We start from the raw sequence: 21,177 nt of genomic DNA on the forward strand, positions 1-21,177 counted from the left end.
CGCGGCGAATGCCTTGCCGAGCGTGAAGCACGCTCGCTAACATGAGGGCCTGTGGGGGCTGGTACAACCCCGGAAGCGCTCCATTCCAAATCCTGGCCACACAGTGCGTGCGTGGCCGCAACCGATACGGACAAGGAACATGCCGCGACGTCACAGAGAACATCACCACACTGACCGTATCGGCTGGCTGCGCGCAGCGGTGCTGGGGGCGAATGACGGCATCGTTTCCACGGCTAGCCTGATCCTCGGTGTCGCGTCGGCACAGGGCGGCCACAGCAGCGTGCTCGTCGCCGGCCTTGCCGGCCTGGTCGCGGGTGCCATGTCGATGGCGGCCGGCGAATATGTTTCCGTGCATTCCCAGGCGGATACCGAGCAGGCCGACCTCGAACGCGAGCGACAGGAACTGAAGACGAACGATCCGGGCGAACACCGGGAACTGGCGGCAATCTATGTCAAGCGGGGACTCGATCCGGCGTTGGCGAAGCAGGTCGCTGACCAGCTCATGGCGCACGACGCGCTCGGCGCCCATGCACGCGACGAGCTCGGCATCTCCGAGGCGCTGACTGCCCGGCCGATCCAGGCGGCACTTTCTTCGGCCGCCAGCTTTTCCTTCGGCGCAGCCATGCCGCTGCTGGTCACGGTATTTGCGCCGGAAGCGAGCCTGATCCCGCTCGTTTCGGCAAGCTCGCTCATCTTCCTGGCGCTTCTGGGCGGCGTGGCAGCCCGTGCCGGCGGTTCACGGGTGGCGATGGGCGCCCTGCGTGTCACGTTCTGGGGCGCGTTGGCCATGGGCGTGACGGCCGGCGTCGGGACCTTGTTTGGCACGCTGGCTTGATCGGCCGCATAGCGGATCCTGGATAACGCCTCGTGCTTTCTGGAGAAAATGCCCATGCAACCGCGTGTCACCCTGATTACCCTTGGCGTGGACGACCTCGACCGCGCGGTGAAATTCTATGCCGAAGGCATGGGCCTCAAGACCGAAGGCATCGTGGGGCGGGAATTTGCGTTCGGTGCCGTCGCATTCTTCGAACTCCAGGGCGGCCTGAAGCTGGCGCTGTGGCCCCGGGAAAGCCTCACCCATGACACCGGCCTGCCTCCCGGTGCGCCCAATGCCACCGACCTCTCGCTTGCCCATAACGTCGCGTCCAGGGCCGAGGTCGACGCGGTGATGGCCGAAGCCGCCGCCGCAGGCGCCCGCATCGTCAAGCCTGCCCGCGATACCTTCTGGGGCGGATACGCAGGCTACTTCCTGGATCCGGACCAGCATCTCTGGGAAGTAGCCTGGAATCCCCAGTGGGTCCTGGATGCGTGACGCCTGTCCCGTATCGCTCCCGGAACAACCGGGGTTTCCATGAAACACCCCTCCAGCGAAGGGCTTGGAGGCAACGCTGAAGGCGGATACCCTGTCGCCCAACGTCGCCCGGCCTCCTGATGGCGATTGAAAGAAACCTACCATGTCCCATACCCGCACCATCACCCTGACGTCGCTCGCCATGCTGGCCTTTGCGGGCAATTCCCTGTTCTGCCGGATTGCCCTCAAGCACACCAGCATCGACCCGGCCAGCTTCACGACCCTCCGGCTGGCCTCCGGCGCGCTGACACTCTGGCTGCTGGTGAAGGCCAGACAAGGCACCACGGCCGGGCGCGGCAACTGGCTATCCGCGCTGGCGCTGTTTGCCTATGCGGCGGGCTTTTCCTTTGCCTATGTGAGCCTGCCGGCGGCAACGGGTGCGCTGCTGCTGTTTGGCGTCGTCCAGGCGACGATGATCGGCCACGGCATGTGGACGGGCGAACGTCTGGGACGCATGCAGCTTGCCGGCTTCGTCCTCGCTTTCGGGGGACTGGTCGGCCTCCTGCTCCCGGGCCTCTCGGCGCCGCCGTTGCTGGGCTCGGTATTCATGGTGGGCGCCGGGATTGCCTGGGGCATCTATTCCCTGCGCGGGAAAGGCGCAGGAAACCCCATCCGGGTCACGGCGGGCAATTTCCTGCGCGCAACACCCATTGCAGCCGCATTGAGCCTGGTCATGATGCACGGCACGCCACTGGATTACGCCGGCATCGGGTATGCGATCCTGTCGGGGGCGCTGGCGTCGGGGATGGGCTATGCCATCTGGTACATGGTCCTGCCGGCCCTGAAGGCCACCCAGGCTTCGATCGTGCAACTCAGCGTCCCCGTGATTACCGCGCTGGGCGGCATCCTGTTTCTGGGCGAGTCACTCACCCTGCGGCTGAGCTTGGCATCCGCCGCCATTCTCGGCGGGATTGCGCTGGTCATTCTCGAAAAGCCGGCCATACGCCCGCATGCGATCACGGCCAGCCGGCCGTAGACGACAGCGCCAGCCACGCTCCTCGATGCACCTGATCCGCCCGGCTCTTCTCTTTCTCGGGCTCGCTGTCATCTCGATCGGCGGATGTGCGTCGCCATCCCATTCTGTCATCCCGCTCGACGTCCCCATGACCGACGACATGACCCAGGTGGCCGTGCTGAGCGACCATTCTCGACACCCCGTGTTATTGCGAGGTGTCGACCAGAAGCCCGTGTCCGCGGTCCGCATCCCGAATGCTTTCCGGGACACGATCTACCTGCTGTCGCCAGGCCTGCATGTCCTGTGGGTAAGCAGCGTGCCCTACGGGCACCCCCTCCTGCCCCAGACTGTCCGCTGCTATGTCCTGAGCGCACATTTCGAACGAGGCGTGCGCTATGTCCTCGAAGAGGATCCCGACAACGCACACGTTCGGATGCTGCGCGAAGGATCGGCGTTGCCGGTGGCATCCGGCCAGGAGGTGGACAAGGCACCCGTATTCCTGAGGGATTGCAGATGGAAGTAGGACGCGAAACAAGACCCGGATGGGGCCGGATCCAGGCCTCGACAATGCGCGCTTGCCAAGGACGGAACATGGCCTACGCTTCCAGATGATCCGCGGCGGGTATCCCGCTTGCCAGCCGCGGGGCTCACCCTGTATTTCCCCCGGAAGGAGCAGACATGAAAGCCAGGTTATTGGTATGTGCCCTCGTTTCCAGCCTTGCATCCTGGAGCGCCATCGCCGACATGGTGGTCCCGATGCACAGCGTGAACGAACACGGGACCGGCCCGTCGGTCGGTCAAGTCACCGTCTCGCAATCTCGCTATGGCCTGGTGTTCACCCCTGATCTCAAAGGCCTGGCGCCCGGCCTGCATGGGTTCCATGTGCACCAGAATCCCGATTGCGGTCCGAAGGAAAAGGACGGAAAGATGGTCGCCGCACTTGCCGCAGGCGGGCATTACGACCCTGAAAAGACCAATCGCCATGGCACGCCCTGGGGCGATGGGCATCTGGGCGACCTGCCGCCGCTCTATGTCGACCCGAACGGCAGCGCCACCCAGCCGGTGCTCGCTCCGCGCCTGAACATGGCGGACCTGAAAGGACGTTCGCTGATGATCCATGCTGGCGGCGACAACCACGCCGACCACCCGGCCCCGCTGGGTGGCGGCGGCGCGCGCGTGGTGTGCGGTGTCACGCCATAGGGGCCGCGGATGGACATCCGCGTCAAGCGCGTCTACGCAGCGCCCGCCCCGGACGATGGCATGCGGGTGCTGGTCGACCGGCTGTGGCCGCGCGGGCTTGCCCGGGACAAAGCCCGCATCGACCTGTGGCTCAAGGAACTGGCCCCCAGCACGGAACTGCGCAAATGGTTCAATCACGAGCCCGCGAAGTGGGAGGAATTCCAGCGTCGCTACCGGCAGGAATTGCAACAGCAGCCCGCCGCGCTGACGCATGCGATCGAGACCCTCGGAACCGGGCCGGTGACGCTGTTGTTCGCGGCACGGGAAGAACGATACAACGATGCCGTCGCACTGAGGGCATTCCTGCTTTCCCGTCGCTGACCGGCAACCGACCCGCGGGCCCCACACATGCTTCCCGGGCCGAGGCCGGCCATAGCATAATTCCGGGGCGATCCCGCACGATGCCAGAGGGCTGGCTGTGCCGATTCGCGCCGCCCCAGGAATCCATCGTGTCGCCAAACGAACTCGAACACTATCTGCACCAGAACATCCCCCTATCGCAGGCCATGCACGTCTCGGTCGTGTCGGTACGGCCCGAGGACGTCGTGCTGAGCGCGCCTCTGCCGCCGAACATCAACCACCGCGGCACCGTGTTCGGCGGCAGCGCCTCCGCCATCGCCATCCTGGCAGCCTGGTCGCTGCTTCATGCGCGCTTGCACGACGAAGGCACCCACAGCCGGCTGGTGATCCAGCGCAACACCATGCACTACGAACGCCCGATCGACGGCGGCTTCACGGCGCGCTCCTTTCTTTCGGATCCGCTGGCCTGGAGCGTTTTCACGCGCACGCTTCGGCGACGGGGCCGTGCCCGAATCGCGGTTTCATGCGTGCTCGAATACGCCGGCCGGCCCGCCGGCCAGCTTGACGGGCTGTTTGTCGCACTGGGCATGGAGAGCGATTAAGTCTCCACAAAAAGCCAGTACATCGCGCGGGGATTCCTGCAGTCGGCCACGTGGCCGATTTTTTCGCAACGATGATCCTTTGTCATGGCGATGTCATCTACGCACCCAACAATCCGGGCAGCAATTTCGATTGCCGACCCGGCGTCTTCCACATCCTGTCGTTGCGGTGAATGGGACGTCGCCCTCCCCATGACCACCGGAGAATCAAACCGTGCGAAAACTCATTCTTCCCCTGATGCTGAGCACCAGCGTGTTTGCCGCCACCCCAGTCCAGGCCCATTCGTTTAACGACAAGACATCCCATGATGCGCGTGACGCGCTCGCCATCGCTGTATTCGGCGACTCGCCCTACGGCACCAAGGACGCCGACACGGCGCAGTTCGATGCGACCCCGGCGTTCATCAAGACGATCAACGACGATCGCGATGTGTCGCTGGTTCTCAACGTCGGCGACATCCACTCCGGCAAGCAGACCTGCTCCCAGGCCTACGATCAGTCGATCTACGACCTCTGGACCGCCTTCCAGTCCCCTATGGTGTACACCCCCGGCGACAACGAGTGGACCGACTGCCACAAGAGCAAGGAAGGCGGTCTCGACCCGCTCGCGAATCTCGGATATGTCCGCGACATCTTCTTTGCCACGCCCGGCAATGCCATCGCCGTCGACAAGCCGCTGATCTCGCAGGCCCAGGCCTACGATGCGAACTATCCGACCGACGCCGAATACGTCGAGAACGTGATGTGGGGGCAGGCTGGCGCCGTGTTCGTGACCCTGAACGTTCCGGGCGGCTCGAACAACGACGAAGACAACTGGTTCGGCCTCGACCGCACGCAAGCGCAGACCGACGAGATCCTCAAGCGCACCAGCGCCAACCTGCGCTGGCTCGACAAGGCATTCGCCCTCGCCAGGACAAATCACGCCCGGGCCGTGGTGATCCAGATCCAGGCCGACATGTGGGATCTCGACGGGCATGACCCGAAGGACCTGCACATCGCCAACTACCGGCAGTTCATCGACAGCATCGCGCTGCACACGACCGCATTCGGCAAGCCGGTTCTGCTTTTGAACGGCGACTCCCACGGCTATCGTTCGGACAACCCGCTGGCCAAGGGTGCGCCCTGTGCCGCCGAGAACGGCGCCACGGAAGCGGCGTGCAGCGACGACGCCTATGACAGCCATCCCAACGGTTACGACGTAAAGAACTTCCACCGCATCGTGGTGCATGGCAGCGTCGCCCCGATGGAATGGGTCAAGCTCATGGTCAAGCCGGGCGACAGCGATGGCCGCGCCAGTGCGAGCAGCTTCGGACCGTTCAGCTGGAAGCGCATGGTCCAGGTGTTGCCGCCGGCGCCGTAAATCGGCCTGGCCTGTCCGCGCGCACCTGTTCGTGCGTGCGGACAGGCGCGCGGCGTCCCGAAACCGGCGCAAGCCGGTTTTTTCTCGCCAACCGGCAGCCTGCCCGACGCTTCAGGCATGCGCCAAACCGGCGCGCGTGTCCGGATCGAAGATCCGGTAGGCGGCGAGCTTGGCAAGATCATTGATGAAAAACCACGCCAGGGCATACCCCCACACCATGAGCGCCCAGCCCCAGCCCAGCGGCGTCATGAATATGCCGTAGACCGCGATCAACGTCGCCACCAGCTGCGTGCCGACCACCGCCAGCAACAGGATCGGTGCGGGGCGTATCGACCAGAACGGGCCGCGCGTGCGGGTCAGGAAAATCGTCAGGTGCCCCGCGACGGACAGCTTCAGGTACATCAGCGTCTGGATGTGCGCACGGTCGAGATGGAAGACGCGCTCGCCGAGATAGAACAGGCCAAAGGCGGAAACGACCCCGGTCACCCCCAGCACCGTGGCGACGCCCAGTACGCTGGGCATGTTCCAGGCTTCGGGCGCATTCTTGTAGTGCACGTTGTCGTAGGCGATGGACAGGATGGCTCCGTCGTTGAGCAGAGCCAGCATCACGATCATCACCGCGGTCACCGGATAAAAATTGAACACCAGGATGGACAGGGTCATGAACAGCAATACGCGCAGCGTTTCCGTGATGCGATAGATTGCATAGCTGTTCATCCGCTGGAAAATTTTCCGGCTTTCCTTGATCGCGTCGACGATCACCGACAGGCCGGGCGTCATCAGCACGATGGACGCCGCCGCGCGTGCCGCATCCGTCGCGCCAGAAACGGCAATGCCGCAGTCGGCCTTCTTCAATGCGGGGGCATCGTTCACCCCATCGCCCGTCATGCCGACGATATGCCCGCGTTGCTGCAGGACATCGACGATGTGGTATTTGTGTTCGGGAAAGACCTGGGCAAAGCCGTCGGCATTCTCGATGGACGCCGCCAGTTGTCCCGTTTCCTGATGCCGGGTGTCGCCAAAGCCGCTGGCATCGAGGAGGTTCGCTCCCAGTCCCAGCTTGCTCGCGGTCTCGCGCGCGATGGCCAGTGCATCGCCCGTCACCATCTTGACGCTCACGCCCATTTCGCGCGCGGTAGCGATGGTCGCCCTGGCCTGCTCGCGCGGCGGATCGAACAAGGGCAGTACGCCGACGAACTGCCATTGACCGTCGCCATCGGCTCGCGCCACGCCCAGGGAACGAAAACCGCGCGCCGCAAATTCATTGACGGCCTGATCGACAGCCGTGACGACCTCATCGGCATTGGCAGACAATTCCAGGATCACCTGCGGTGCGCCCTTGGTTACCTTGAATGCGCTGCCATCCGGTCCCTTGACGGCCGCCTCGGTACGCTTGTGCACCGGATCGAATGGCTGGAAGTGAAGCACCTCATAAGCCTTCAACGCATCCTTGTCTTTCAGTCCGCCCAGAACAGCCAGGTCGATGGTGTCCTGGTTGTCCGCGCGCGAAGCCAGTGCGGCGTCGAGGATGACCCGATCGGTCGGGATGCCATCGACGCTGAAGGGATCGCCCAGGGTCAATTTGTTCTGGGTCAGGGTGCCGGTCTTGTCCGAACACAACACGTCCACCCCCGCCAATTCCTCGATGGCCGCCAGACGGGTGACGATCGCCTCTTTCCTGGCCAGCAGTCGCGCGCCGACCGCCATGGTCACCGACAGCACGGTAGGCATTGCAACCGGGATTGCGGCCACGGTCAGCACCAGGGCAAACTGCAGGGTGGTGAGAATGGGGTCGTCGCGGAACAGCGCGACGGTAATGATGATCGCCACCAACACCACCGCGAGGACGATCAGGTAATTGCCGATTCTCAGCACCGCGCGCTGGAAATGGCTGGTGGTCTGTGCCCCCTGTACCAGTTGCGCCGTCTTGCCGAAATAGGTGTTCGTTCCCGTGGCATAGACCAGCGCGTCGATTTCGCCGGTGCGGACGATCGAGCCGGAAAATACCGCCTCGCCGGATGTGTGCGTGACAGGCAAGGATTCGCCGGTCAGCGCGGACTGGTCCACCTCGATCGGATCGCCTTCCAGCAAGCGTGCGTCCGCCGGCACGATATCGCCCAGACGCAGATGAATGACGTCGCCCGGCACCAGTTCACGCGCCGCCGGGGTGGTCCACTGCCTGTCGCGCTTCACCTGGGCCTTGATTGCCAGTTTGGCCTTCAGCGCAGCAATGGCGTTGCCCGCCTGGTGTTCTTCCCAGAATCCGACCACGGCGTTGGCTAGAAGCAGCACGAGGATGATGACAAAGTCCGGCCAATGTTGGGCTACCGCCGAGAGGATGACGGCGGCTTCGATCATCCACGGGATGGGGCCCCAGAAATAGCTGAGGAATTTCAGGAAAGCATTGGCCTTTTTCTCTTCCAGTTCGTTCGGCCCGTATTGCGTCAACCGCTTCTGCGCTTCGGCCTGGCTGAGACCGTCCGGCGACGACCCCAGTTTTTTCTCCACTTCCGGCAGCGGCAGGGATTTCAGATCGTCATGTGCGCCGGGCTTCAATCCGGATAGCTCGGCCTGGTCACGATTGGCTTCCATATGGCTTACTCCTGTCCTTGCACTGACACAGGGTTCCTGAGCCATCGGAGTGGCTCCTGTTCGTACCCTTGGCATTCGCTGCATTGAATGAAACCGAAGCCGTTGCGCTTCTCTCAACCACGCCCCTACCGCGTCGACGTGATCAAACTATTGACCGTCGCTTTCATGAATGGTTTGCAGAGCGTCGCCATATCGTGCTGCCCATGCTTTTTTCAGCCTCCGTTCATGCATCTCCACTACCCGATTCCCTGAGTCTCTGGCCGAACGTTGCCGAGAAGTTGAATACGATGCATGAAGGGAAACGGCATCACGGCTTCCTGTCCATGCCTGTTCAATTTTTGTGCAACAACAGGATCATGCCGCCCAATGCCGCCAATACCGCCAGCCACAACGTAATGGCGATGCGCGTGGCTTTTGAAGCGCGATCTTTCTCCCACCATGTCGCCGGACGAATGCCCTGTACCAGAAACGTCGTTACTCCAGCCAGATTCACGCAGATCAGATTCATCAGAAACAGCGACAACGCACCCATCGCCAGTGCCGCATGCCCACTGCCAAGCAGCAACCCGAAGGCCACCAGTGGCGGCAATAGCGCCACGGCCACCATCACCCCGATCAAGATCGCCGACACGCCTGTCGTGAACGCCAGTGCCCCTGCCGCACCCGATGCCAAAGCCACGACGAGGTCGCCCAGCCCCACTCCGTCGCGCGATGCAATTTCCGGTATTGCCGGGTCCACCTGCAGCAGCACGCCGATGATCGTCGACAACACCATCGCCACCGAAATCCCGGCCAGGGCTGTCAGGAACGCACGCCGAAGCAGGGTCAGGTCGCCAAGGGTCGTGGCGAGTGCCAACGCCATGTTCGGCCCGAGCAGGGGTGCGATCACCATCGCCCCGATGATGATCGCCACACTGTTGTAGTACAGGCCAACGGCCGCCACGATGGTGGACAACACCACCATCGTCAGATAGACCCGCGAGCACTGCGCGGCATCCTTGATGTCCTCGTACAACTCCTCGCGGCTGATCCGTTCCGGCGGTTTCTCCTGTGGAGCGGGCTGCTCGGGTTCTGGTTCTGGCTCAGGCTCTGGTTCAGCACGTGGCAACGTCGCCTCGACAGCCAGAATCACCACCCGGTTGCCCTCTTTTCCGGCGTAACGTTCCCCCAACAGATCGAGCACGGCTTCGCTCTGTTCCGCATCCAACAAGATCCTCACCAGCACATCCCCATCGGGCAAGCGAATCTGTCGGTAGTCGAGCGTCTTGTGCTCCTTGAGAAGCGCACGGATTTCCATGCCGTCCTGCTCCGGCAACACCATTTCGATCAGTCGCAGCGCCATCGCGGCGTCATCCTTTCCATTTCCACTCCCGAATTTCCGGCATGTCCTGGCCGTACTTGTTGATGTACTGCTTGTGCTCGATGAGCTTGTCCTTCAGCTGCTGTTTCAGGTAGACGCCCTTGTCGCCGGTCTGCGGCAGGCGGTCGATGGTATCCATCACGAGGTGGAAGCGATCGAGGTCGTTCAGCACCGTCATGTCGAAAGGCGTGGTGATGGTGCCCTCCTCCTTGTAGCCGCGGACATGGAAGTTGTCGTGATTGGTGCGGCGGTAGGTGAGCCGGTGGATCAGCCACGGATAGCCGTGGAAGGCAAAGATCACCGGCTTGTCGCGGGTGAAGATCTCGTCGAAATCCCTGTCGCTCAGGCCGTGCGGATGCTCCGTCTGCGGCTGCAGCTTCATGAGGTCGACAACGTTGACCACACGGATTTTCACGTCAGGCAGATGCTCACGCAGAATGGAGACGGCAGCCAGTGTTTCCAGCGTAGGCACGTCGCCACAGCAGGCCATCACCACGTCGGGCGCGACGGCCTGATCGTTGCTGGCCCATTGCCAGATACCGACACCCTGGGTGCAATGCTTGATGGCCGCATCCATGGTGAGCCACTGCGGCGCCTGGTACTTTCCGGCGATCACGACGTTGACGTAATGCCGGCTGCGCAGGCAATGGTCCCAGACCGAGAGCAGGCAGTTGGCGTCCGGCGGCAGGTAAACGCGTACGATGGCGGCTTTCTTGTTGACGACGTGATCGATGAAGCCCGGATCCTGGTGGGTGAAACCGTTGTGCATCTGCTGCCAGACATGCGACGCGAGCAGATAATTCAGCGACGCGATTTTCCGCCGCCACGGCAGGTCAGCCGTGACCTTCAGCCATTTGGCGTGCTGGTTGAACATCGAGTCGACGATGTGGATGAACGACTCGTAGCTGTTGAACAGGCCGTGTCGCCCGGTGAGTAGGTATCCCTCGAGCCACCCCTGGCACTGATGCTCGCTCAGCATCTCCATGACCCGGCCGTCCAGGGCGAGGAATTCGTCGTTGTCCTGCGTGCGTGCATCCCACTGCCGATTGGTGACCTCAAACACGGCATTCAGGCGATTGGAAAGCGTCTCGTCAGGGCCGAAGATCCTGAAATTGCGTTGCGCCCGATTGAGCTTGGCCACGTCGCGCAGGAACACGCCGAGTTCGTGCGTGTCGGCCGCCGTCACGGCCCCGGGCGACGGCACTGTCACCGCGTAGTCCTGAAAATCCGGCATGATCAGATCACGCAGCAGCAGACCGCCGTTGGCGTGGGGATTGGCGCCCATGCGTCGCTCACCTTCTGGCGCGAGTTCGGCCAGCTCCGGTTTGAGGCGGCCCGACTCGTCGAACAGTTCCTCCGGCCGGTAGCTCTTCAGCCACGCTTCCAGCAGCCTGAGGTGTTCGGGGTGCTCGGCATCCACGGCAATCGGCACCTGGTGCGCACGGAAGGTGTCTTCGATTTGCAGGCCATCGACCATCTTCGGCCCGGTCCAGCCCTTGGGCGATTTGAGCACGATCACCGGCCAGCGCGGGCGCATGGTGTTGCCGTTGACGCGTGCTTCGTATTGGATGCGCTTGATCTCCTCCATCGCGATGTCGAGCGTCGCCGCCATGGCCTCGTGCATCAGCGCCGGTTCATCCCCCTCGACGTAATAGGGCATCCAGCCGCAGCCGCGGAAGAACTGATCCAGCTCTTCCGGCTCGATGCGGGCGAAAATAGTGGGGTTGGCGATCTTGTAGCCATTGAGGTGCAGAATCGGCAACACCGCGCCATCGGTGACCGGATCGAGAAACTTGTTGGAATGCCACGCCGTGGCCAGCGGTCCGGTTTCCGCCTCGCCGTCCCCGACGACGCAGGCGACGACGAGATCGGGATTGTCGAACACCGCCCCGAAGGAGTGGCTGAGCGAATAGCCCAGTTCGCCGCCTTCGTGTATCGAGCCCGGGCATTCAGGCGACGCGTGGCTGGGAATGCCGCCGGGAAAGGAAAACTGGAGAAAGAGCTTCTGCAACCCCGCCTCGTCCTGGCTGATGTTGGGATAGATCTCGCTATACGTGCCTTCGAGATAGGTATGGCTCACGACGGCCGGACCGCCGTGTCCGGGGCCGGACACGTAGATCATGTTGAGGTCGTACTTCTTGATGAGCCGGTTCAAGTGCGTGTAGATGAAGTTTTGGCCCGGCGTCGTGCCCCAGTGCCCCAGCAGCATGCGCTTGACGTCGCCCATCGCCAGCGGCCGCTTCAGCAGCGGATTGTCGTAGAGATAGATTTGCCCGACCGAGAGATAGTTTGCCGCGCGCCAATAGGCGTCCATCCTGTTCAGCAGGTCCGGTGAAAGGGTCTTTGGCGTGGCATTCATGTGGGCTCCTTACTTATTCATCGAGGTCGAGAATGCGGCAGACCGATCGGGCAATCATCTGCTCTTCGTCCGTGCGGATGACGCGAACCCGCACCCTGCTGGCGTCCGTGGAAATCACATCCGCGTGCACCGCGTTGCGTGCCGCATCCAGCTCGATACCGAGGAAGTCGAGTCCCTCGCCTATGCGCGCACGAACGGCCGGCGCGTTTTCGCCGATGCCGCCGGCGAAGACCAGCGTATCGATCCCGCCCAGCGCGGCGGCATGGGCGCCGATCTGTTTCTTCGCCTGATAGCAGAACAGCGCCACCGCCTCCGCCGCGCGGACATCGTCCGCTTCGCGCGCGAGCAGGTCCTGCATGTCGGCGCTGGTCTCCGATATGCCGAGCAATCCCGATTCATGGTTGACCATATGTTGGAATTGTTTCGCCGTCATGTTCTCGGTACGCGCCAGATACCAGGCCAGTCCCGGGTCCAGATCGCCGCTGCGGGTGCTCATCGGCAGACCCGCCGTCGGCGTCAAGCTCATGCTGGTGTCGATGCTTTTCCCTTCACGCACGGCCGTCACGCTCGCACCATTGCCGAGATGGGCCAGGATCACCCGTCCCTGCGCAAGTTGAGCGCCCTCCAGCCGCGCAAGTTCTTCCATGAGGTAGGCGCAGGAGAGGCCGTGAAAACCATAGCGCCGGACACCCTGCGCATCGTAGCGCCGCGGAATCGGCAGCAGGCGGGCCACGCGCGGCATGTCATGATGGAAAGCGGTATCGAAGCAGGCGATCTGCGGAACGTCCGGAAAACGGCGATGGAACGCCTCGGTCAGAAGAATTTCTTCCGGCAGATGCTCGGGGTCGAACGGGCTCAGCTGATGCAAGGTCTCGATCATCGCCGGCGTGATCCGCTGCGCTTCCCAGTACGCAGGCCCGCCATGCACCACACGGTGGCCGATGGCGGCCAGCGCCCCGCTTGCGATCTGGCCCTCGACCCAATCCATCAGCACGCCGACCGCCGCCGTGTGATCCGGCGCGGACACGGAACGCGAAAAGGCATCGGCACGATTCGTTCCCTGCACCGTGAACGTGGCGGCCGGCATGCCGATCCGCTCGATCCTGCCTCGCAGAACCCGATGCAGCGACGTTCCCGTGTCGAACAAGGCGAACTTGATGCTGGACGAACCACCATTGACGGACAGGATGAAGGCTTTTTCAGGTGTCAGCATAGGTCGAATTCCCCGGGTGGGAGGGTGTCATCTTCGCGTCGCGAGGATGACACCGGCGCGCGGCTCGATCCGATAGATCACGGGTGCATCCAGCCGCAGCGCCGTGCCCGGCGAGGCGATATCCTCGGGCGCCGGACGATGCGTATCCACCACCCGATGCCAGTGCCGATCATCCGGCGCCTCGGGCACGCGAAAATCGACATGCTCGCTGCCGGCATTGAATATGAGGAACAGGCTGTCATGCGCGTCTTCCCGTATGCGGCAAGCCAGCTGCCTGGCCGACGGATCGAACCAGTCTGGCACGTTGCCGTCCGGGCCGAACCACTGGATCTCCGCTTCCGTATAGAACCGTTCCCGGCTCAAGACCGGATGCGCCCGACGAAAGGCGAGCATTTCGCGCACGAATCGATGGAGTTCCCGGTGCTGTTCGAGCAGGTTCCAGTCAACCCAGCTCGTCTCGTTGTCCTGGCACCAGGCATTGTTATTGCCGCCCTGGGTACGACGAAACTCGTCCCCGCCCAACAGCATCGGCACGCCGCGCGAGATCAGTAGCGTCAGCAGGAAGTTCCTGATCTGGCGACTGCGCATCGCCTCGATCGCAGGATCCGTCGACGCCCCTTCGATGCCGCAAGCGTCGCTGAAGTTGGCATCGCTCCCGTCCCGGTTGTCCTCGCCGTTCGCCTCGTTGTGCTTGGCGCGATAGCTCACCAGGTCGTTCAAGGTGAATCCGTCGTGGCAGGTGACGAAATTGATGCTGGCCTCGGGACCTTTTCCCGACTGGGCGTAGATGTCGGCGCTGCCACAGAGGCGGCTGGCAAAGAGGCCGAGCATTCCCGCATCGCCGCGCCAGAAACGCCGCACGTCGTCACGGTAGCGGCCATTCCATTCCGCCCAGCGCCGTTCGGAGAAACTTCCCACTTCGTAAGCACCGGCGGCGTCCCACGCCTCGGCGATGAGCTTCACGTCCCGCAGGATCGGATCCTCGGCGATCCGCTCGAGCAGCGGCGCGCTGGCCAGCAGCCTGCCGGTGCCGTCACGGCCGAGAATCGACGCCAGGTCGAAGCGGAACCCGTCCACGTGCATCTCCACCACCCAGTGGCGCAGCGCGCCCAAAATGTGATCCCGCACCACGGGATGATTGGCGTTGACGGTGTTGCCGGTGCCCGTGTAGTTCCTGTAATGGCGCAGGTCCGGCGTCAGCATGTAGAAGATCGCGTTGTCGATCCCGCGAAAACCCAAGGTCGGCCCCAGTTCGTTGCCTTCCGCCGTATGGTTGAAGACGACATCCAGGATCACTTCGATCCCGGCCTGGTGGAGCGCACGCACCATCTCCTTGAATTCCAGCGTCTGCTGGCCCTGGCCACCCGCGCTGCTGTAGGCGGCCTTCGGTGCCAGAAAGGCCACGGGATCGTAGCCCCAGTAGTTTCTGAGCGGCTCGCCCGTCTGCGGATTGCTGACCGGAAGCTGCCATTCGTTGAATTCGTGCACTGGCATCAACTCCACCGCCGTCACGCCCAGCGCCTTCAGATAAGGGATCTTGTCCATCAGGCCGCGGTAGGTGCCGGGATGGTCGACGCCGGCGCTGGGATGGACGGTGAATCCCCGGATATGCATTTCGTAAATCACGGTCTCCGACCAGGGGCGCCTGGGCGGCAGGTCGTCCTGCCAGTGGAACGGCTCGTGGATGAACACGCATTTCGGCATGGCGCCGGCGTCGTCCACCGGGGAAGGCATCCGATCCGGATCTGGCGCCGCTGGATCGTATCCGCGCGCCGGCCCGAAATCCCAAGGCGAGCGTTGCGAGATTGCCGTCGCGAAGGGGTCCAGGAGCAGCTTGCGGAAATTGAAGCGATGGCCGTCCTGGGGCCGGTACGGGCCGTCGACACGATAGGCATACAGCTGGCCCGTTTGTATCCCCTGCACCCAGACGTGCCAGACGTCGCCGGTGCGGTTGCGGACCGGATCCAGATCGATGGCCCGGACCGGCACGGCATCATGTGCCCGATCGAACAGTTCCAGCCGAACGCGGCTGGCATGACGGCTGAACAGGGCGAAGTTCACGCCGCCTTCGGATTCGTGGGCTCCCAGAGGCAAAGGCACGCCTCGCCGTAGGTCGGTGCACTCGGACACCTCGGCGGCGTAGTCGTGCAGCGGGCGTTCCGGGGCGCTCACGATCGACCGGCCTCAACGTTGCCAGAGGATATGCGCATCTTCCAGCGGGACCGCCAGGCTGTCGTGGAACGGAATGAGGCGCGCCGTGTAGTCCGTCGCCGGACGGCTTGCCGGGACCGCGGCATGATACGCATAGCCGTTGGCCGCCCCCACCAGTTGCCGCACCCGCTGCATCGCCACCCGCACGGAGGGTGCGCCGTCCACTCCATTGGCATACAGTTCGACCCGCACCGTATCGGGATCGACGTCGTCGAGGTACAGCTGGATCTCGAATACGTGCTGTCCGTCCGCGCTGTCCAGTTTGACTTCCCCAAACCGCAGGGCCGTCCAATCCTGTTCCAGCGTGTGCCGCATTTTCACCAGTTGCGCACCGAGCGCCCCCTGCTCGGCGGCGCGCGCGAGATAGACCGAGGCGGCCGGGAGATAATGCTGCTCGGTGTATTCGCGCACCGCGCGGTTGGTGGAGTAGCGCGGCGTCAATTGCGCCATGCTTTCCCGCATCCGCGCCACCCAGGCGCCGGGAATGCCCTGCTCGTCGCGCGTATAGAATTCCGGGATCACTTCGCGCTCGAGCAGGCCGTAGAGCGCGTCGGCTTCGGCCGCATCCCAGGCCGGATCGTCATCATGCTCCTGGCCGTCCCCCAGCGCCCATCCCACTTCCGGCGTGTAGGCTTCCGCCCACCAGCCGTCCAGTTCCGACAGGTTGATGCCGCCATTGACCAGCACCTTCATGCCACTCGTTCCGCACGCCTCCCAGGGGCGTCGCGGCGTGTTGAGCCAGACGTCCACGCCCTGCACCAGGTGTTCAGTCAGGTGCATGTCGTAGTCGCTGAGGAAGATCACGTGTGGGCGCGCCTCGGGACGGCGGATGAAATGGATCCATTGCTGGATCAGGGCCTGTCCGGCCAGGTCGGCGGGATGGGCCTTGCCGGCGATGATGAGTTGTACCGGGCGTTGCGGATTGGACAGCAGGCGCAGCAGGCGTTCCGGATCGTGAAGCAGCAGGTTCGGTCGTTTGTACGTGGCGAAACGGCGGGCAAAACCCAGCGTCAGGGTGTTGCAATCGAACAGGTGCTTCGCCTCGGCGATGGCTTCGGGCGGCGCGCCGGACGCCGTAAGCTGCCGGGACAGGCGTTCGCGCGCGTAGTCGACCAGGGATGCGCTGGCGGCCGTGCGGAACTCCCAGAGCCTGGCGTCGGAGATGCGGCGCATGTCCTGCTCCAGCGTACCCGATCCATCCAGCCAGCGGTCCTTGCCGCAGGCTTCCGTCCACAGCACGTCGGCCGCGGCCGAGTCCCAGGTCGGCATATGGACGCCGTTGGTCACGTGGCCGACGGGTACTTCGTTCACCGGCCAGCGCGGAAAGAGCGGCGCGAACAGATGCCGGCTCACCCGCCCGTGCAGGCTGCTGACGCCATTCACCGCCCCGCTTCCGCGAATCGCCAGATACGCCATGTTGAAGGGCTCAGACGCGTCGTTCGGGTTCTGCCGACCGAGGGCCAGCAAGTCATGGCGCGTGATGCCGAGCCTCTGCTCGGCGTATCCGCCGAGATATTGCTCGATCAGGGCCGGTGCGAAACGATCGAATCCGGCGGCGACCGCTGTGTGCGTGGTGAAGAGATTCCCCGCGCGGGTGACGGCGAGTGCGACTTCGAATGGCTGCCCGCTCGACTGCATGAAGCTGCAGGCGCGTTCCAGCACGGCAAAGGCCGCATGTCCTTCGTTCAGGTGGCAGACTTCCGGTTGGATGCCGAGCGCCTGGAGCAACCGCCAGCCTCCGATCCCCAGCAGCATTTCCTGTTTGAGCCGCAATTCGGGACCGCCACCGTATAGCTCGCTGGTGATGCCGCGATGCGCGGGATAGTTCGCGGCGTCGTTGCTGTCCAGCAGGTAGAGCTTCACGCGGCCGACCTGGACCTGCCAGGCGCGCAGCCAGACCGAATATCCGGGCAACGCGATTTCCAGCCGCAGCCACTCTCCATCCGGTTTGCGCAGGGGCGTGATGGGCAGCTGTCCGGGGTCGTTGTAGGGAAAGCGCGCCTGCTGCATGCCGTCCTTGTCGATTTCCTGCCGAAAATAGCCTTGCTGGTAGAGCAGCCCCACCCCGATGACCGGAATGCCCAGATCGCTGGCCGCCTTGAGCTGATCGCCCGCCACGTTGCCGAGCCCGCCCGAATAAATAGGCAAGGCCTCGCTCAACATGTATTCCATGCTGAAGTAGGCCACACAGTTGAGCTGCGTGTGCGGGTGAGTCTGCTGAAACCATGCCGGGGCCTCGCCGGCATTCCGTCGCGTCTGCACGAGCGCGTCAAGATTCTTGCGGAAAGTGGGATCGGCCAGCACGCCCTGCAATTTCTCGCGCGACACCGTCTGCAACACGACCCAGGGATTCCGCGTCAGCGCCCAGAGTTCGGGATCCAGCTTTCGCCAGACAGGATCGGTGGCGTGGTTCCACGACGAACGCATATCCAGGGCCAGTTCGGCCAGGGAGTCGAACCCCTCGATATCCGTGGGAAGCAGAAATTCCTTCGGATGGCCGGATGGGGTGGGGTCATTCATGCTCGCTCCTTGTCAAATCGATGTCGCATCGCCCTGCATGGCGGGAGACGCCGGATCTTCAGGTCTTTTCGACGTGCCGCCATGATCGGCGCCCAGCATCACGTACATGGCTGGCACCACGAACAGGGTGAACAGTGTGCCGATCGACAACCCGGTCGCAATGACCAGGCCCATGTTGAAGCGGCTCACCGCGCCCGCGCCACTGGCGGTAATCAAGGGCATCACGCCGAACACCATGGCCGCAGTGGTCATCAGGATCGGCCGCAGGCGCAGGCCCGCGGCATGCTTGATGGCGTCGAGCTTGCTCTGCCCTTCGCGCTGCAGGTTGTTGGCGAACTCCACGATCAGGATGCCGTGCTTGGAGATCAACCCGATCAGGGTGACCAGACCCACTTCAGTGTAGATGTTCAGCGTGGCATGGCCGATGCCGAGGTTGATGAACAGGAGCGCGCCCGAGATGGCCATGGGGACCGACACCAGGATGATGATGGGATCGCGGAAGCTCTCGAACTGTGCAGCCAGGGCCAGGAAGATGATCACCAGGGCGAAGAAGAAGGTCAGCACCAGTCCACCCGATTCCTGGACGAACTGGCGGGAAGGACCGGCGTAGTCGAAAGTATAGCCGGCGGGCAGCGTGCGCTGGGCCAGCTGTTTCAGGCTCTCCAACGCCTGTCCCTGGGCCACGAAGGGCAAGGCCACGCCCTGGATGGTGGCCGCGTTGGCCTGCTGGAAATGACTGATCGTTTCGGGCTGCACCACGGTGCTGAAATGCACTACGGTGGACAACGGCACCATGTTGCCGCTCGCGGTGCGCAGGTAGTAATGCATGAGCTGATCCGGATTCAGGCGGTAGCGCTGGTCGACCTGGGGGATGACCTTGTAGGCGCGTCCGCCCAGTTCGAAGAAATTCACGTAGCCGCCACCCAGCATGGCCGACAGCGCCGAGCCGATGTCCTGCATGTTGAGACCCAGCTGTGCGGCCATGTTGCGGTCGATCTCGATGCGGGTCTGCGGCAGGTCGAGGCGCAGGTCGGACTGCAGGAAGATGAACTGCCCGGTCTTCTGCGCCGCCTGCAGGAACTGCTGCGATACCGCGTAGAGCTTGTCGAACGACTCGGAGGTGGTGATGACGAACTGGATCGGCACGCCGCGGGCACCCGGCAGGGGCGGCGGCTGGAACACCGCAATCTGCGAACCGGCGATCTGGCTCAATTTCTTCTGCAGTGCAGGCTGCAAATCCGTGGCGGTCTGGGTACGTGCATCCCAGGGTTTGAGGACCATGCCGCCAATGACCTGGGCGGGCGAATTGACCTGGAAGACATGGTCGGTTTCCGGAAAGCCCTTGAACACGTCGTAGATCTGGCTGGCGTAAAGCTGCCGCTGATCGATGGTGGCCGTGGGATTGTTGAAGGCGATGCTGATCAGCACGCCCTGGTCTTCCTGCGGCGCCAGCTCCGACATCGAGGTCGAATACAGGTAATAGATGGAGCCGAGAATGATGGCCGACATCACCGCCGTGACCGGCAGGTGATTGAGCGAGCCTTGAAGCAGGCGCTCGTAGCGTGCGTGCAGGCGCTCGAAGCTGCGGTCGAGGAACAGCACCAGCCGGTCCTGCCAGTTGCGGCTCTGCGGATTGGGCGCTTTCAGCAGGCGCGAGCACATCATCGGCGACAGGGTCAGCGCGATCACCGCCGACATGACGACCGTCCCCACCAGCGTAAAGGCGAACTCGGTGAACAGCGCGCCCGTCAGCCCGCCCATGAAGCCGATGGGGACGTACACCGCCACCAGCACGATGGTCATCGCGATGATGGGATTCGCCAGTTCGCGCGCGGCGCGCACCGCCGCGTCCATCCGCGACATGCCGTTCTCGAGATGGCGGCTGACGTTTTCCACGACGATGATGGCGTCGTCGACCACCAGGCCGATGGCCAGCACGATCGCCAGCAACGTGAGCAGGTTGATGGAATAGCCCAGCGCCAGCATCACGGTGAACGTGCCGACGATGGACAGCGGGATGGCGACCAGTGGAATGATCACCGAGCGCAGCGAACCGAGGAAGATGAACACGACCGCGGTGACGATGAGAACGGCCTCCACCAGCGTCTTGATCACTTCGTTGATCGAGGAATTCACGAACTTGGTCGAGTCGTAGATGATGCCGCCCTGCAAGCCGGTCGGCAGTTGCGACTGGATGTCGGGCATGACCTTGCGCACGCGGGCGATGACGTCGAGCAGATTGGCGCCCGGTGCGACCTGGATGCCGACGAACACCGACGACTTGCCATCGAAGGCGACCGCTGTGTCGTAATCGTCGGCGCCCAGGGAAACGTTGGCCACGTCCGTCAACCTGACGACCTGTCCGCCGACCGTTTTCACGATCAGGTTCTTGAACCCATCGAGCGACTTCAGGTTGGTATTGGCGGCCAGGTTGACCTGCACCATCTGGCCCTTGGCATTGCCGGTGGAGGAGAGATAGTTGTTGGCGGCCAGGGCCGAATACACGTCGGATGCGGTCAGGCCGTGGGCGGCGAGCTTCTGTGGGTCGAGCCAGGCGCGCAGGGCGAAGTTCTTCGCGCCCAGGATCTCGGCGGTCTGCACGCCGTCCACCGCCTGCAGCCGGGGCTGCACCGCACGGTTGATGTAGTCGGTGATCTGGTTGGGCTTGAGTACGTCGCTGTTGAATCCGATGTACATCGCGTCGATGGTCTGGCCGATGCTCACCGACAGGACGGGTGTCTGGGATTGCGGCGGCAACTGGTTGAGCACCGAGTTGACCTTGGCGGTAATCTCGGTGAGCGCCTTGTCGGGCGCGTAGTTCAACCGCAGGTTGACGGTGATGGTGCTCATGCCCTGCACGCTGCTCGACGTCATGTAGTCGATGCCGTTGGCCTGGGCGATGGCGTTTTCCAGCGGCGTGGCGATGAAGCTCGCCACCAGGTTGGCGTCGGCCCCCGGATAGACCGTGGTGACCGTGACCACGGCGTTTTGCGTGTAGGGATACTGCAGCACCGGCAGCAACCCGATCGAACGCAGCCCGAGCACCAGGATGACCAGGCTGACCACGGTGGCCAGCACCGGGCGCCTGATGAAGATATCCGTGAATTTCGTGTTCATC

15 protein-coding genes are annotated in these 21,177 nt (G+C 63.4%); 8 read left to right on the top strand and 7 right to left on the bottom strand.

The window, feature by feature from the left end; genetic code table 11:
* Positions 1 to 139 precede the first annotated feature (139 nt).
* The 8 genes from ABT23_RS00975 (at position 140) to ABT23_RS01010 (ending at position 5,804) form a co-directional block, all read left to right on the top strand.
* Positions 140 to 835: a VIT family protein gene (locus ABT23_RS00975; RefSeq protein WP_296629851.1), complete on the top strand. Its 696-nt coding sequence runs from the start codon at positions 140 to 142 to the stop codon at positions 833 to 835.
* A 54-nt stretch (positions 836 to 889) separates the two neighbouring features.
* Entirely contained in the window at positions 890 to 1,312 is a 423-nt protein-coding gene (locus ABT23_RS00980) for a VOC family protein (protein WP_296629854.1), read from the top strand.
* A 142-nt stretch (positions 1,313 to 1,454) separates the two neighbouring features.
* Positions 1,455 to 2,327, top strand: a complete 873-nt coding sequence (locus tag ABT23_RS00985) for a DMT family transporter (RefSeq protein WP_296629857.1) — start codon at positions 1,455 to 1,457, stop codon at positions 2,325 to 2,327.
* Between the two features lie 127 nt (positions 2,328 to 2,454).
* Complete coding sequence (locus ABT23_RS00990; protein WP_296629860.1) at positions 2,455 to 2,829, top strand: hypothetical protein; 375 nt, start codon at positions 2,455 to 2,457, stop codon at positions 2,827 to 2,829.
* A gap of 155 nt (positions 2,830 to 2,984) precedes the next feature.
* A complete protein-coding gene (sodC, locus tag ABT23_RS00995; RefSeq protein WP_296629863.1) occupies positions 2,985 to 3,506 on the top strand; it encodes a superoxide dismutase [Cu-Zn] SodC in 522 nt (173 codons plus the stop codon).
* A gap of 9 nt (positions 3,507 to 3,515) precedes the next feature.
* Positions 3,516 to 3,866: a DUF488 family protein gene (locus ABT23_RS01000; RefSeq protein ID WP_296629866.1), complete on the top strand. Its 351-nt coding sequence runs from the start codon at positions 3,516 to 3,518 to the stop codon at positions 3,864 to 3,866.
* 128 nt (positions 3,867 to 3,994) lie between these two features.
* Entirely contained in the window at positions 3,995 to 4,447 is a 453-nt protein-coding gene (locus ABT23_RS01005) for a YiiD C-terminal domain-containing protein (RefSeq protein WP_296629868.1), read from the top strand.
* Between the two features lie 211 nt (positions 4,448 to 4,658).
* On the top strand, positions 4,659 to 5,804 hold the full coding sequence (locus ABT23_RS01010; RefSeq protein WP_296629869.1) for a metallophosphoesterase: 1,146 nt from the start codon (positions 4,659 to 4,661) through the stop codon (positions 5,802 to 5,804).
* A gap of 111 nt (positions 5,805 to 5,915) precedes the next feature.
* Here the strand turns inward: ABT23_RS01010 and ABT23_RS01015 are convergent, their stop codons facing one another.
* From ABT23_RS01015 to ABT23_RS01045, 7 genes are all read right to left on the bottom strand, one after another.
* Positions 5,916 to 8,396, bottom strand: a complete 2,481-nt coding sequence (locus tag ABT23_RS01015; protein WP_296629871.1) for a plasma-membrane proton-efflux P-type ATPase — start codon at positions 8,394 to 8,396, stop codon at positions 5,916 to 5,918.
* Positions 8,397 to 8,727: 331 nt separating this feature from the next.
* On the bottom strand, positions 8,728 to 9,738 hold the full coding sequence (locus ABT23_RS01020; RefSeq protein ID WP_296629874.1) for a TIGR00341 family protein: 1,011 nt from the start codon (positions 9,736 to 9,738) through the stop codon (positions 8,728 to 8,730).
* Between the two features lie 7 nt (positions 9,739 to 9,745).
* Entirely contained in the window at positions 9,746 to 12,115 is a 2,370-nt protein-coding gene (locus ABT23_RS01025; RefSeq protein ID WP_296629876.1) for a phosphoketolase, read from the bottom strand.
* 13 nt (positions 12,116 to 12,128) lie between these two features.
* Entirely contained in the window at positions 12,129 to 13,328 is a 1,200-nt protein-coding gene (locus ABT23_RS01030; RefSeq protein WP_296629878.1) for an acetate/propionate family kinase, read from the bottom strand.
* Between the two features lie 27 nt (positions 13,329 to 13,355).
* The gene (gene glgX, locus ABT23_RS01035; RefSeq protein WP_296629880.1) at positions 13,356 to 15,500 is read right to left on the bottom strand and encodes a glycogen debranching protein GlgX; all 2,145 of its coding nucleotides are present in this window, start codon (positions 15,498 to 15,500) and stop codon (positions 13,356 to 13,358) included.
* Between the two features lie 12 nt (positions 15,501 to 15,512).
* Positions 15,513 to 18,059: an alpha-glucan family phosphorylase gene (gene glgP / locus ABT23_RS01040; RefSeq protein WP_296629883.1), complete on the bottom strand. Its 2,547-nt coding sequence runs from the start codon at positions 18,057 to 18,059 to the stop codon at positions 15,513 to 15,515.
* A gap of 12 nt (positions 18,060 to 18,071) precedes the next feature.
* Positions 18,072 to 21,176 (bottom strand): efflux RND transporter permease subunit, encoded by a 3,105-nt coding sequence (locus ABT23_RS01045; RefSeq protein WP_296629885.1) that lies wholly within the window; start codon positions 21,174 to 21,176, stop codon positions 18,072 to 18,074.
* Position 21,177: the final 1 nt, after the last annotated feature.

Origin of the sequence: Thiobacillus sp. SCN 63-57 (assembly GCF_001725555.1) — a bacterium.
Taxonomy (GTDB): domain Bacteria; phylum Pseudomonadota; class Gammaproteobacteria; order Burkholderiales; family Thiobacillaceae; genus Thiobacillus.

What these genes read in the sequence shown, in the direction of transcription:
- ABT23_RS01020 (WP_296629874.1), bottom strand. Translation starts at nt 9,738, where the DNA reads ATGGCGCTGCGACTGATCGAAATGGTGTTGCCGGAGCAGGACGGCATG.
- ABT23_RS01000 (WP_296629866.1), top strand. Translation starts at nt 3,516, where the DNA reads ATGGACATCCGCGTCAAGCGCGTCTACGCAGCGCCCGCCCCGGACGAT.
- ABT23_RS00980 (WP_296629854.1), top strand. Translation starts at nt 890, where the DNA reads ATGCAACCGCGTGTCACCCTGATTACCCTTGGCGTGGACGACCTCGAC.
- ABT23_RS01015 (WP_296629871.1), bottom strand. Translation starts at nt 8,396, where the DNA reads ATGGAAGCCAATCGTGACCAGGCCGAGCTATCCGGATTGAAGCCCGGC.
- ABT23_RS00990 (WP_296629860.1), top strand. Translation starts at nt 2,455, where the DNA reads ATGACCGACGACATGACCCAGGTGGCCGTGCTGAGCGACCATTCTCGA.
- sodC (WP_296629863.1), top strand. Translation starts at nt 2,985, where the DNA reads ATGAAAGCCAGGTTATTGGTATGTGCCCTCGTTTCCAGCCTTGCATCC.
- ABT23_RS01045 (WP_296629885.1), bottom strand. Translation starts at nt 21,176, where the DNA reads ATGAACACGAAATTCACGGATATCTTCATCAGGCGCCCGGTGCTGGCC.
- ABT23_RS00985 (WP_296629857.1), top strand. Translation starts at nt 1,455, where the DNA reads ATGTCCCATACCCGCACCATCACCCTGACGTCGCTCGCCATGCTGGCC.
- ABT23_RS01025 (WP_296629876.1), bottom strand. Translation starts at nt 12,115, where the DNA reads ATGAATGCCACGCCAAAGACCCTTTCACCGGACCTGCTGAACAGGATG.
- ABT23_RS01030 (WP_296629878.1), bottom strand. Translation starts at nt 13,328, where the DNA reads ATGCTGACACCTGAAAAAGCCTTCATCCTGTCCGTCAATGGTGGTTCG.
- glgP (WP_296629883.1), bottom strand. Translation starts at nt 18,059, where the DNA reads ATGAATGACCCCACCCCATCCGGCCATCCGAAGGAATTTCTGCTTCCC.
- ABT23_RS00975 (WP_296629851.1), top strand. Translation starts at nt 140, where the DNA reads ATGCCGCGACGTCACAGAGAACATCACCACACTGACCGTATCGGCTGG.